At 38.4% G+C, this 13,257-nt stretch carries 8 protein-coding genes; 5 read left to right on the top strand and 3 right to left on the bottom strand.

From position 1 onward, the window contains the following. The first annotated feature begins 68 nt into the window (after nucleotides 1-68). From dsrB to mgtA, 3 genes are all read left to right on the top strand, one after another. Entirely contained in the window at nucleotides 69-260 is a 192-nt protein-coding gene (gene dsrB / locus M1F14_RS17115) for a protein DsrB (protein WP_042847951.1), read from the top strand. 425 nt (nucleotides 261-685) lie between these two features. After that, nucleotides 686-1,384 carry an MgtC family protein gene (locus M1F14_RS17110; RefSeq protein WP_042847948.1) on the top strand — a complete coding sequence of 233 codons (699 nt, stop codon included), beginning with the start codon at nucleotides 686-688 and terminating at the stop codon, nucleotides 1,382-1,384. A 149-nt stretch (nucleotides 1,385-1,533) separates the two neighbouring features. Continuing rightward, a complete protein-coding gene (mgtA, locus tag M1F14_RS17105) occupies nucleotides 1,534-4,239 on the top strand; it encodes a magnesium-translocating P-type ATPase (protein WP_181469194.1) in 2,706 nt (901 codons plus the stop codon). Nucleotides 4,240-4,292: 53 nt separating this feature from the next. Here mgtA and M1F14_RS17100 read toward each other — a convergent pair whose 3' ends face one another. Both M1F14_RS17100 and M1F14_RS17095 read right to left on the bottom strand, forming a co-directional pair. Beyond that, nucleotides 4,293-4,994 carry a hypothetical protein gene (locus tag M1F14_RS17100; protein ID WP_181469195.1) on the bottom strand — a complete coding sequence of 234 codons (702 nt, stop codon included), beginning with the start codon at nucleotides 4,992-4,994 and terminating at the stop codon, nucleotides 4,293-4,295. A gap of 179 nt (nucleotides 4,995-5,173) precedes the next feature. After that, nucleotides 5,174-5,482, bottom strand: coding sequence for a DUF5339 domain-containing protein (locus tag M1F14_RS17095; protein WP_042847942.1), 309 nt, complete (start codon nucleotides 5,480-5,482; stop codon nucleotides 5,174-5,176). Between the two features lie 1,019 nt (nucleotides 5,483-6,501). Between M1F14_RS17095 and fliZ the strand changes: the two genes are divergently transcribed. Then, a complete protein-coding gene (gene fliZ, locus M1F14_RS17090; RefSeq protein WP_042847941.1) occupies nucleotides 6,502-7,017 on the top strand; it encodes a flagella biosynthesis regulatory protein FliZ in 516 nt (171 codons plus the stop codon). Nucleotides 7,018-7,277: 260 nt separating this feature from the next. Here the strand turns inward: fliZ and putA are convergent, their stop codons facing one another. Next, nucleotides 7,278-11,261, bottom strand: coding sequence for a trifunctional transcriptional regulator/proline dehydrogenase/L-glutamate gamma-semialdehyde dehydrogenase (gene putA / locus M1F14_RS17085; RefSeq protein ID WP_042847940.1), 3,984 nt, complete (start codon nucleotides 11,259-11,261; stop codon nucleotides 7,278-7,280). 500 nt (nucleotides 11,262-11,761) lie between these two features. Here putA and putP point away from each other — a divergent pair, with 500 nt between their 5' ends. Further along, nucleotides 11,762-13,246 carry a sodium/proline symporter PutP gene (gene putP / locus M1F14_RS17080; RefSeq protein ID WP_042847939.1) on the top strand — a complete coding sequence of 495 codons (1,485 nt, stop codon included), beginning with the start codon at nucleotides 11,762-11,764 and terminating at the stop codon, nucleotides 13,244-13,246. Nucleotides 13,247-13,257: the final 11 nt, after the last annotated feature.

Raw genomic sequence — 13,257 nt, 5'->3', positions numbered from 1 at the left:
TCTAATGACGGGCTTTTTCGTTTTTATTACATTTATGATTAACATCATTTCATTGGAAACTAAGTGTTATGAATATTAATGACCGTGTTTATGTAAAAACCGATGGGCAAGAGCGCCGAGAAGGTAAAATTTTACTCATTGAACCTTTCAATGAAGGCGTCATGTATTTAATTTCATTGCCGGATTACCCAGAAGGTATTTGGTTTTTTAATGAAAAAGATGGTGATGAAGGGACTTTTGTTGTCCCAATTGAAGGGTAGAGTTTTACTTTATTTAAAATAAATTAACACTTTGTTCTTTACATCATAAATTTCCCCACCTATACTCCACCCATCTTTTACTTAGGAGATTATTACTTGGACAGTCAGAGTTGGAATAAAAACTTAATTTAACGGCAAGCCAGTAATCGTCTTTTCTTTTCGCTGCTTGCCACTAAGGCGGGCGGTGTCTGATATTTTTCTTCACACACACCCTTATATTATAAACAAAGTACTCTCTGCTATTTAGTTTAGTCAGTGTATTACTGCTATGTTGAGTGTGTATCATGTTGGTATATATTTACTCTCTATTCCCTCCAGGCAATAGCCAATAATTTTTAGGGTAATTTATTTACTCAAAATATGGCTATGTGCTTTTTATTAAGCATGTAAGTCTCATTATCCAAGCTGTTTTTGGAGGAGCTACTATGCTTTTTTCTCCTGATATTTTAAATCTGCTTTCTGCAATGTGCTTTGGCGCATTAATCGGTGCTGAACGCCAATGGCGTCAACGAATGGCTGGCCTTAGAACCAATGCTTTAGTGGCTACAGGTGCTGCGGTATTTATTTTAAGTTCGGTGACAACATCACCAGATAGCCCGGGCCGTATCGCTGCGCAAGTTGTCTCAGGAATTGGTTTTCTGGGCGCAGGCGTCATTATGCGTGAAGGTATGAATATTCGTGGCTTAAATACCGCGGCAACTCTTTGGTGCTCAGCAGGGATCGGCGTGTTGTGTGGATTAGGCCAGTACTCACTCGCCTTGATGGCCACACTGTTAATTTTATGTGCCAATATTTTACTAAGGGAAGCGGCTTCGCGGATCAATAAGCAACCACAGCAGCAAGCTCTTGATGTAGAGCAGCGCTATAAAATTCGCGTTATGTGTCATCAAACCGATGAAATCCTAGTAAGAACACTTATCTTGCAAGCCATTAATGGCTTACATATTCGTTTACGGTCTTTGAGTAGCGCGGACACTTTAAAGCCTGAACAATTGGAAGTGTGTGCTGAATTTTTAGCAACACCTGCCGAGCAGAAAGAAATCGAAGCATTGGTATGCCGAATAAGCCTTGAGCAAAGTGTCAGTGCTATCAATTGGAAAGTGGCATCAGAGCTACCCGCCTGATGTTAGAAATTAACTCACTATAGGAGCCGAAATGGACGATCACCCTCCGTCATGGAGTAGAAAATGGAGCTATCTAACGGATAATTAAAAGGTTTTTATTTTGGTTAGGTAGCGTAAAAATAGGCAATTGTTGTATTAGAGACAACGCTATGACTGAAATAAGACATCAACGCAAAAGCGTTAAAGCTGCTCCTGTTCGCCAAAAATTTATTGTTGGCGAACAGGCCAGTAAAAATATTGAGCAAGTACTTAATGAATATCAAACGAATTTATTAGGTCTGACAGAAAATGAGGCGATGGATCGCCTTGTTACTGAAGGGGAAAATGAAGTTGCTCATGAAAAAGCGCCTCCTGCTTGGAAGCAATTACTCATTTCTTTTAAAAATCCATTCATATTCGTACTCATTATATTGGCAATAGTGAGTTTTTTTACTGACTATCTTATACCTGAGCGACAAGGTGATGAGACTGATTTAACTGGTGTAATAATCATTATTACAATGGTTTTGCTGAGTGGGTTACTTCGTTTTTGGCAGGAGTATCGAACTAATAAAGCTGCTGAAGCCTTGAAATCATTAGTACGTACCACTGCTACCGTATTTCGACGTGATAATAAAACAGGTCGTTCTACTCGAAAAGAAGTGCCGATCAAATGCTTAGTACCCGGTGATATTGTTTTATTATCTGCCGGTGACATGGTTCCTGCAGATTTAAAATTGGTTGAATCGAGAGACTTATTTATAAGCCAAGCTATCTTAACCGGAGAATCTATACCGGTAGAAAAATATGACACTCTAGGTGATATTTCTGCTAAAAGTTTAGAACCTGTTTCACCAACAGAAAACGAGTTATTAGAAATATCCAATATTTGTTTGATGGGGACCAATGTAACCAGTGGAACAGCGCGTGGAATTGTTGTTGCCACAGGGTCAAACACATATTTGGGGTCATTAGCTAAATCTATTGTTGGTAGTCGGGCGCAAACGTCATTCGACCGTGGTGTTAATAGTGTAAGTTGGTTACTGATCCGTTTTATGTTAGTCATGGTACCTATCGTGCTACTGATTAATGGCTTCACAAAAGGAGATTGGTTTGAAGCTACGCTATTTTCACTAGCAGTTGCTGTTGGGTTAACGCCAGAAATGTTACCGATGATCGTTAGCTCGAATCTAGCTAAAGGCGCAATAGCAATGTCAAAGCACAAAGTTATTGTCAAAAGGTTAAATGCTATTCAAAACTTTGGTGCCATGGACGTACTTTGTACTGATAAAACAGGGACGTTAACGCAAGATAAAATTATTTTAGAACACTATTTAGACAATAATGGGCAGAGAAATAGTCAAATTTTGCAATTGGGGTGGCTCAATAGTTTCCATCAAAGCGGCACTAAAAACATGATGGATCAGGCGATAATTCGCCGAGGAAGAGGGAATAGTGAAGTTGAAAAACTAAAAGCATTTCAGAAAATTGATGAATTACCGTTTGATTTTATCAGACGTAAATTATCAGTGACGGTTAGAACCCCTTCAGGAGAGGCCTTGTTAATATGCAAGGGGGCAGCCGAAGAAATGCTGGCAGTATGTCAACATTATCAGCAGGATGGACAGTCTTATTTACTTGATGAGCAGGCGAGGGCGAAAATAACTGAGCTAGTAAGTGACTATAACAGGCAAGGTTTTCGTGTGTTGTTACTTGCGACTCGTCAGTTAAATGATGCGGAAGCTAGTTTGCCCTTATCTGCACAAGCGGAGCAACAGTTGGAGTTACAAGGTATTTTAACATTCCTTGACCCAGCAAAGGAAAGCGCTATTTCTGCAATTGCTGCACTGCGTGAAAATGGGGTTACTGTTAAAGTTCTGACGGGTGATAATGCCATTATTACCGAAAAAATTTGTCATGATGTAGGGCTAAATATTAGTGAAATCATGTCAGGTTTAGAAGTTGAAGCATTATCTGATGAAGAATTAAGTCAAAAAGTAGAGCAAGTTTCTGTTTTTTGTAAATTAACGCCATTACAAAAATCGCGTATTTTAAAAAGGTTACAAGCGAACGGTCATACTGTCGGTTTCTTGGGTGATGGGATCAATGACGCTCCTGCTTTACGAGATGCCGATGTGGGGATTTCTGTTGATACTGGAACAGATATCGCCAAGGAATCAGCAGATATTATTTTGCTAGAAAAAGATTTAATGGTGTTAGAGCAGGGGGTTATTAAAGGAAGAGAGACTTTTGGTAATATTATTAAATATTTAAATATGACTGCAAGTTCAAACTTTGGTAATGTATTTTCGGTATTAATTGCCAGTGCATTTATTCCATTCCTTCCTATGCTAGCCATTCACTTGCTCGTTCAAAATTTACTGTACGATATTTCCCAACTAGCATTACCTTGGGATAAAATGGATAAAGAGTTTTTAAAACGACCTCGTAAATGGGATGCAAAAAATATTGGGCGTTTTATGATTTGGATTGGGCCAACCTCTTCAATTTTTGATATCACAACTTTCGCCTTGATGTGGTATGTGTTCCAAGCAAATAGTGTTGCCCATGAAGCGCTTTTCCAGTCAGGTTGGTTTGTTGAGGGTTTGCTCTCGCAAACATTAGTTGTCCATATGTTAAGAACACAAAAAATTCCGTTTATTCAAAGTACAGCGGCATTACCTGTATTATTAACAACAGGGCTAATTATGGCATTAGGTTTATATATTCCATTCTCTTCATTTGGTGAAATGATTGGGTTACAGCCATTACCAATAGAGTATTTCCCATGGTTAGTATTAACATTGGTGAGCTATTGTGTTGTTGCTCAATTGATGAAGCAATTTTATATTAAACGCTTTGGGACTTGGCTATAATAGATCGTTAAATAAGAAAACGGGAGGGCAAGGACTGCTCTCCCTATCTTCAACTAAACCGCCGTTTTTTTTCCGATTGAAAAGTATAAAGTAACAATCTCATCATTTGCTTGGTTGAGTTTATTTTCCAGCAATGCCACAGCTTCAGAATTTGCGCAATCTTTGACTTTCTTAAAATTAATATCCGGGAAAAAAATTTCCTGAATTCTGGCATTGACTGTATCAATTACATATTTGGTTACTGCTGCGCTATTTTCATTCGACTGTTCTTTTTTAAGGGATAGATAATGTGTAATTGCTTGTTTTATCTGAGTATGCTGAGGAAGAAGCTGTTTAATAAATAGTTGCGATGCATTTGTATCAATATCAGACTCAGGAATGCCACATTTTCTCGCAACACGATGAAAAATTTCTTTTTTATCATTAGAGGTAAGAGAGACTTTTGTTTTATCTAGTTTATCCGATAATTTTGCCCTTGTTTCATCAATAGCTCTGTTAATAGTGCTATTGATTTGAATTTTTTTTTCGCCTTTTTTAAATTCTTTTAATAGGGTAACCTTTTCGATTTGAGATTTCAGTTTGCTCACAATTTTGTGTTCATTTAACGTAATCGTATTATTCTCAAATTTAAGTTCTATTTTTTTACTATTAATATTTAAAGCTTCTTTGATCTTATGGCTAAATTTACTACAACCCTTTGTTATGGTAATAAATGGCTTGGGTGACTTGACAACTTGGTTTAAATGCATGCTCATTATTTTTCCTCAATGTATTAAATTATTTTAATTCTATTAAGTTAAGGGGGGATAAGCTTGCAAAAAACTATGGGAAAAGTGAATGTATAGGAAGGGATGATTTCCTAGGTAATTAAGAGAATAAAAAGAGCCGCAATAGGGCTCTTTTTGGAAAACTGACTAATCTAAATAATTCTTTATTATAGACCTAAAGCCGTTTTCATTTGTTTCATCGCATCAATACCTTGTTGGCAAGCTTTGTCTTGCTGGTCTTTAGGTAGTGCTGCAACTTGCTTTTTACCTTCTTCCAGTTGACCTTTCATTGCATCCAACTGTGCTTTTGCTTGAGGGTTTTCTGAAGCTTTAGCAATTAAGCTATCAACTTCAGCGAAGTAAGTATTACAAGTTTCAGTTGCACCAGCAACTTCACCTTTTTTCTCTTCCTCTGAACAAGCAGTGATCGTCAGTGCCAATAAACCCATACCACAAGCTAAAATTAACTTTTTCATAATCAACCTTATTAAATTTATTTATTTATATAGCAAAACGAAGTATATAAGAGATGTTTTTAATATCAAACGTAACAAATCCTAAAATAATACTTCAATAATATAGTGGTATATGCGAAAGGTTGGATAATAATATCGGGATATTTTTTATTTTAGATTGCTATTATTCTTATAGCGATAAAATCATTATTTATCAGTGTATTGAGTTGTTGTCATGAGACATGCATTCGAAGTAAGTACTGGGTACTAAGATAAAACATTTCAAAATTTAGCGAAGAAAATGACGTTGCTTACATATTATTGGGGTAAACATATTTTGAATTGAAAAATATGCTTACCCTAATGTTACGCATATTTACTTAACTTTATGGGGTCATATAACATTTTTATTTTTATTATAATACTTTGTTATATGCGGTATCTATTGATTAAAACAAGGGTCAATTGTAACTAAATGTTTACATGTGAGTGATGAATTGGCTTTATTAAATATTTTTAGAATTAATATCTGTACATTTAAGATGCAACTATAGATACGAAAAGTGAGCTGCTTCACAAATTTACGAATAAAACCTTTGTATATGTATAAGTTTGATTTTTAAATCAAATTTTCTTTGTACGAAGATGAAATTATAAGGTAAAGTCTTTGCCTTTAGGCAGTCTGAACAGCTCATGTCGCTATTTGGTAGGTTAACAATAAGTGTACAGAGTTAACGGTATTTAGGTTAATTAGGTTGACGCTAAATCAAATTCATACCAAAATTGACTCACTGTTGAAATTCGCCAAAGAGCGAAATACAAGTTAGAATGCTTCAAATAAAGGGTATTAAATTTTCTTACACTACATTCTCAGGAGGATCATTCTCCTAAAGAGAAAGTAAGAGGGCGAGATGCGGGGTTACTCGTATCACTATGCAACATAGCAGATATTCTATTAATGCTATGGGCATGTAATGTATGTAGCTTGATTTATCTAGTTACAATTTTATATTTAGACTTACACACAGGGCTTTACCATTATGTCTGCTTCTATTGTAAAGAAACGGCCTCTGAGTCGTTACATTAAAGATTTTAAACATAGTCAAACTCATTGTGCACATTGTCACAAAACTTTGGATCGTATCTCTTTGGTTTTCAACGATGACATCTTAAATAAAGAAGCTATCGCTGATATGACTGAATTGGTTGATGAAAGTACTTGGGGGGAACTACAAGGTAAATTTACTGCACTTTGCCGTTTTTGTAGTGAGATTTATTGCAATAGTAATACTGATTATTTTGATATCATGTCATTTAAACAGTATTTATTCTTACAGACTGAGATGAGCCATAGTACTGTTCGCGAATATGTTGTTCGCTTACGCCGCTTAGATGAGTTGTTATCTTCATCTAACTTTTCTATGAAAGAATTTACTGCAAGTAAGGTTCAAGAACAGTTAAGTGAAAAAATGACAGACTCTGCATTTAGTAACTATAATATTGCCTTGCGCAAGTATGAGCAGTATTTATTCTGGGAATCAGAAAAAACTCAATAACATATTGAAAATACATAAATAATAGCTATTTTCATTGTTATAATTTAATGAATTGGTGTCCGTAGGGCACCTTTTGCGTTTTTATAGTATTAACCTATTGTTATAAAATGAATTATTATTCGAAATAATGCCCCAAAATTCATTATTCTCATTTGATAAAAAATATGGAAGGCTGAATATTCAAGGGATAAGTAAATAATGAATAGCACTATAAAGTAAAGACCTAGTCTCATGTACGGTGAAACTAGGTCTTTTGTTTTTTAGCCGATGGTCATTAAGCTTGCGTTACCGCCCGCGGCTGCGGTATTGACACTTAAGGAGCGTTCATGAACAAGGCGTTCGATAAGCAAGTTTGTTTCACCTCGTTCAAATCCTTGTACTGAAATAATTGGCCCTTTACGTTGTGCAATAGCTGCGCAAACGTCTTTTAACTGATCACTATCGCCGTGATAAATAACCCCTTCAATTGGCTCCTTCGTTTCTTGCCAGTTTTTAGTTAATGAGATTGATTTTCTCACTTTTTCAGGAAGTGATTTAAACAGTTTTTGATGGAGTTCGCTTTGTGGCCATAAGGACTGACAACCGGAGGAAAGAACCGCGGCTAACTGAATCAAACAATCTTTTTCGTTGTCACTAATACACAGAATTAAACCACGTGGGCGTAAGGTATATGTATTTCTTTCGCCTGTTGGGCCTGGCAACACTCTGGTGGTTCCAGCTTGTGTATAGCGAGTAAATAATTCAATTACCGAAGGTTCAATAATATTATTTTGTTTTTCTACCCATTGGGCAAAGGACTCAAAAGATGACAGTAAATCTGCTCGAGCACTTGCATCCATAGGTAAATGATTATCTTGTCTTTCTAATGTATTTGAAACTGCGTTATCCGGTCGTTCACTTAATAAACGATAAAGGTATAATGGACCGCCAGCTTTAGGCCCTGTGCCTGATAAGCCTTCTCCACCAAACGGTTGAACGCCAACAACCGCTCCGACCATATTGCGGTTAACATATAAATTTCCGACTTTAGCCTTAGAGACAACTTGGTTAATTGTTTCGTCAATGCGAGTGTGTACACCTAGAGTTAACCCATAACCGGCTGCATTAATTTGGTCTACTAAGGCATCTAATTCATTACGGTTAAAGCGAACAACATGCAGAACAGGGCCAAAAATTTCTTTTTTCAGCTCGTTGACATTATCTAGTTCAATTAATGTCGGTTTAACATAAGTTCCTTCTGTTTGTTCTTGTTGATCGTCAGGGTTTTCGAAAGCGGCTTGGAATACGGCTTTCCCTTTACTGCGCATTTGCTGAATATGTTGTTCAATATTTTCTTTTGCTTCGCGGTCGATAACTGGGCCAATATCAGTAGAAAGGTGCTCAGGGTTAGCCATCCGGCATTCTTCCATTGCGCCTTTTAACATGCGGATTGTTCTATCGGCAACATCTTCTTGTACGCATAAAATGCGTAACGCGGAGCAGCGTTGACCCGCACTATCAAATGCAGAAGCAACTACATCAGCAATAACTTGCTCTGTTAGCGCAGAAGAATCGACAATCATAGCATTCAAGCCCCCGGTCTCTGCAATGAGCGGAGTAGGGCGACCTTGTGCATCTAAACGCCCAGCAATATTACGTTGTAGTAGCCCTGCAACCTCAGTTGAACCTGTAAACATGACACCACGAACACGCTTATCACCAACCAACTGTGCACCGATAGTTTCCCCTTTACCGGGTAAAAACTGTAATACATCTCTCGGTATTCCCGCTTGATGAAGTATTGATACAGCAATGGCACCAATTAGCGGAGTTTGTTCAGCAGGTTTGGCGAGGACAGTATTACCTGCAGCAAGGGCTGCCGCAATTTGCCCTGAAAATATCGCCAATGGGAAGTTCCAAGGACTGATACAGACAATCGGACCTAACGGTCGATGGGTATTATTATCAAAGTCATTTTTGACTTGGGTCGCATAATAATTGAGGAAATCTACCGCCTCTCTGACTTCAGCGATTGCATTATTGTAGGTTTTACCCGCTTCACGTACTAAGACATCCAATAATGGTTGCAATTGCTGTTCCATCAGATCGGCTGCGCGTAATAAGATAGCTGCACGTTCAGAAGGGGGCGTTGCGAACCAAATGGTTCCTGCTTCATCGGCAATATTTAAGGCATGTTCCGCCTCTTGCTCAGTAGTTTCACGAACTTGCCCGACAATATCTTTATTACATGCAGGGTTAATGATTGGTGTCGATTCAGGTATTGCTTGGGATGGTTGGAAATCCCCACCGAGTAGCGGCTGGGCAATTTTTTGCTGCATTGCTGCACTGAGTAGAGCGCTAGATAAAGACGCCAAGCGATGTTCATTAGAAAGGTCAAGGCCCATAGAATTTACACGATCTTGACCATATAAATCGCGAGGTAATGGGATTTTGGGGTGCGGTAGCCCAATTTGGCCTTCTGTTTTTGATAATTCAAGGATGTCTTTTACTGGGTCTGCGACTAGCTCATCCAGTGGAATAGTTGCGTCAGCAATACGGTTGACAAATGAAGTGTTCGCGCCATTTTCCAGTAATCGGCGAACTAAATAGGCAAGTAAGGTTTCATGGGTGCCAACAGGCGCATAAATTCGGCAAGGGCGATTAAGTTTACCATCAGCAACTTTGCCTACGACTTGTTCATATAAAGGTTCACCCATACCGTGGAGGCATTGGAATTCATATTGCCCTGGGTAATAGTTTTTACCTGCAATTTGGTAGATAGCCGCAAGAGTATGTGCATTGTGTGTCGCAAATTGAGGGTAAATTAAATTTGGTACAGACAATAATTTACGAGCGCAAGCCAGATAAGAGACGTCAGTATATACCTTACGAGTATAAACAGGGTAACCCTCTAAACCGTCAATTTGAGCACGTTTAATTTCACTATCCCAATAAGCCCCTTTAACCAGACGGATCATCAAACGGCGTTGGCTACGCTCAGCTAAATTGATAATAGAGTCAATGACAAAAGGGCAACGCTTTTGGTAGGCCTGAATAACAAAGCCGATACCATTCCAGCCCGCCAATTGTGGTTCAAAACAGAGTTTTTCTAATAAATCTAAAGAAATTTCTAAACGGTCAGCTTCTTCTGCATCAATATTAATACCAATATCATATTGGTGTGCTTGTAATACTAAAGACAAGAGACGTGGGTATAATTCATCTATGACGCGTGAGTATTGGGCACGGCTATAACGCGGGTGTAGCGCCGATAATTTAATCGAAATACCCGGACCTTCATAGATACCGCGTCCATTTGATGCTTTACCAATCGCGTGGATCGCTTGCTGGTAAGATACCATATAATCTTGGGCATCTTTTTCTGTTAACGCAGCTTCTCCGAGCATATCGTAAGAGTAACGGAAGCCTTTATCTTCAAGCTTGCGTGCATTCGCTAGCGCTTGAGATATTGTTTCTCCTGTTACGAATTGCTCCCCCATTAGGCGCATTGCCATATCAACACCTTTGCGGACTAAAGGCTCACCACTTTTACTAATGATCCGATTCAAAGAGGTCGATAGTTTTGCTTCGTTGTGGGTAGAAACCAACTTACCTGTAAATAAAAGGCCCCATGTTGCTGCATTAACGAACATTGAACTACTTTGGCCTAGGTGTGATTGCCAGTTACCATTACTAATTTTATCGCGGATCAGGGCGTCACGGGTTGCTTTATCTGGAATACGAAGTAGGGCTTCTGCTAGGCACATTAATGCCACACCTTCTTGAGAGGACAGGGAAAATTCCTGTAGCAAACCTTGAACTAAGCCAGAACGACCGACACCATTTTTTTGGTTACGTAATTTTTCGGCAATCGAATAGGCTAATTTATGAGCAGCTTCGGCTTGTTCTACGGGCAGTTGTGCTTGCTGTAATAACATCGGTACTGCTTGTGTTTCAGGAACCCGATAGGCAGAAGTAATTGCGGAGCGTTTTACAGATTGTGGTAAAATGTGCTCTGCAAAATCTAAGAATGGCTGATAGCTAGAGTCAACCGTTGTGTCTTCATCTGTTGATTGGTTTTCTTTTGCGTCGACATCGGCTGATAGCTCAGGAAGAAATTGGCCATTATCGAATTGTTCTAGGTAATTATAAATAGCTTGTTTGATAAGCCAATGTGATGTGCGGTCAAGACGTTGAGCGGCATTTTTAATGCGTTCACGAGTTGCTTCATCAAGTCTCACACCCATAGTTGTTGTGCTACTCATCTTAATTCCTCTAGTTCACGAGTCGGTTAAATCGAAAAGTTACATCAGAGTATCCTAATGTTGCAACTTTGTGCAACATTGTTAATCGTGGTTTCTGAGGGAAATGTGAAACACATCTGGTTTTTATATGGTGAATATTATTTGCTCAATTTATGGTTATTTATTTTGTATATATTTCATATAGTTATAACCTTTTGGTTGTTGTGGTATTAGTTAGTCATTCATTTGTAAATCCGACTTTAAATTTTAACATTTGTGATATGGATTCTATTTATGGAATAAAAAATAGTTAATTTCTTGTTAATTTAATAGGAGTCTGTCTAGGATGGAGTCGCTAAGAAATTAAAATTAGTGCAACGCAAACAATCACAGCCTATTTGGTGTTCATAGAGATAAATGAAAAAGTGCAATAAAGTGCAACACCATGAAGTGACAAGTTATCAAAGGCAATTATATAAAGATAACTAACAATTTTTAAAAATACTCAATGGAGAAAACGGATGACTGTAAGCACTCCGATGATCATTATGTTCATCGTATACATTACTGGCATGTTATTAATCGGCTACTTGGCCTATCGCTCGACCAAAAACTTTGATGATTATATTCTTGGTGGCCGAAGCTTAGGGAGTGTTGTCACCGCATTATCTGCAGGTGCTTCCGATATGAGTGGTTGGTTGCTGATGGGGTTACCTGGTGCTATTTTCTTGGCGGGTATCTCTGAAAGCTGGATAGCAATTGGTTTAAGCCTAGGGGCTTACCTTAATTGGCTATTTGTTGCTGGGCGTTTACGCGTACAAACAGAAAAGAATAACAATGCCTTAACTTTACCCGATTATTTCACTAGCCGCTTTGAGGATAATAGTAAAATTTTACGTATTATCTCCGCTGTGGTTATTTTAGTTTTCTTTACTATCTACTGTGCATCAGGCGTTGTTGCTGGCGGTTTACTGTTTGAGAGCACATTCAATATGAGCTACGAAAAAGCCATGTGGTTAGGTGCATTAGCGACAATCGCTTATACCTTTTTAGGGGGGTTTTTGGCGGTTAGTTGGACAGATACCGTTCAAGCGTCATTAATGATTTTTGCTTTGATTCTGACGCCTATCGTGGTGATCCTTTCATTAGGTGGAATTGATACTTCAATTGAAGTTATAAAAGCGAAAAACCCTGAATACCTAGATATGTTTAAAGGAATGAACTTTGTTGCCATCCTATCGTTATTAGGCTGGGGGTTAGGCTATTTTGGCCAGCCTCACATTTTAGCGCGTTTTATGGCTGCAGATTCCCATCGCACTATTCGTTCTGCACGTCGTATTAGTATGACATGGATGGTTTTATGTTTAGTGGGAACTATTGCAGTAGGTTTCTTTGGTATTGCTTATTTTGAAAACAATCCAAGCTTAGCGGGTTCAGTGTCGAATAATAGTGAACGTATTTTCATGGAGTTAACCGGAATACTGTTTAACCCATGGATAGCGGGTATCTTGTTATCTGCAATATTAGCGGCAGTAATGAGCACATTAAGTTGCCAATTGTTAGTATGTGCAAGTGCGTTAACGGAAGATTTATATAAACCATTTTTCCGGAAGAAAGCGAGCCAAAAAGAGTTGGTTTGGGTCGGGCGTGGTATGGTGTTAGTTGTTGCAGCCATCGCTATTTATATTGCTCGTGACCCAAATAATAAAGTTTTAGCGCTAGTAAGTAATGCATGGGCAGGATTTGGTGCAGCATTTGGGCCAGTAGTATTAATCTCTGTGATGTGGAAGCGGATGACTCGTACAGGCGCATTGGCAGGTATGTTGGTGGGTGCTGTAACCGTATTAGTTTGGATGAAATATAAATGGTTCGATTTATATGAAATCATCCCAGGCTTTGTGTTTGCAACAATAGCAATTATTGTTGTCAGTATGGTAACTAAAGGGCCTAGTGCGGCAGCACAAGCACGGTTTGATGAAGCGGAAGCGGAATATAAATCTCATTAATTGAGGTGTAC

The sequence above is a fragment of the Providencia sp. PROV003 genome (assembly GCF_045040775.1).
GTDB classification, from domain to species: domain Bacteria; phylum Pseudomonadota; class Gammaproteobacteria; order Enterobacterales; family Enterobacteriaceae; genus Providencia; species Providencia huashanensis.
This window is presented reverse-complemented; position numbering and strand designations above follow the sequence as displayed.

What these genes read in the sequence shown, in the direction of transcription:
- dsrB (WP_042847951.1), top strand. Translation starts at nt 69, where the DNA reads ATGAATATTAATGACCGTGTTTATGTAAAAACCGATGGGCAAGAGCGC.
- M1F14_RS17110 (WP_042847948.1), top strand. Translation starts at nt 686, where the DNA reads ATGCTTTTTTCTCCTGATATTTTAAATCTGCTTTCTGCAATGTGCTTT.
- mgtA (WP_181469194.1), top strand. Translation starts at nt 1,534, where the DNA reads ATGACTGAAATAAGACATCAACGCAAAAGCGTTAAAGCTGCTCCTGTT.
- M1F14_RS17100 (WP_181469195.1), bottom strand. Translation starts at nt 4,994, where the DNA reads ATGAGCATGCATTTAAACCAAGTTGTCAAGTCACCCAAGCCATTTATT.
- M1F14_RS17095 (WP_042847942.1), bottom strand. Translation starts at nt 5,482, where the DNA reads ATGAAAAAGTTAATTTTAGCTTGTGGTATGGGTTTATTGGCACTGACG.
- fliZ (WP_042847941.1), top strand. Translation starts at nt 6,502, where the DNA reads ATGTCTGCTTCTATTGTAAAGAAACGGCCTCTGAGTCGTTACATTAAA.
- putA (WP_042847940.1), bottom strand. Translation starts at nt 11,261, where the DNA reads ATGAGTAGCACAACAACTATGGGTGTGAGACTTGATGAAGCAACTCGT.
- putP (WP_042847939.1), top strand. Translation starts at nt 11,762, where the DNA reads ATGACTGTAAGCACTCCGATGATCATTATGTTCATCGTATACATTACT.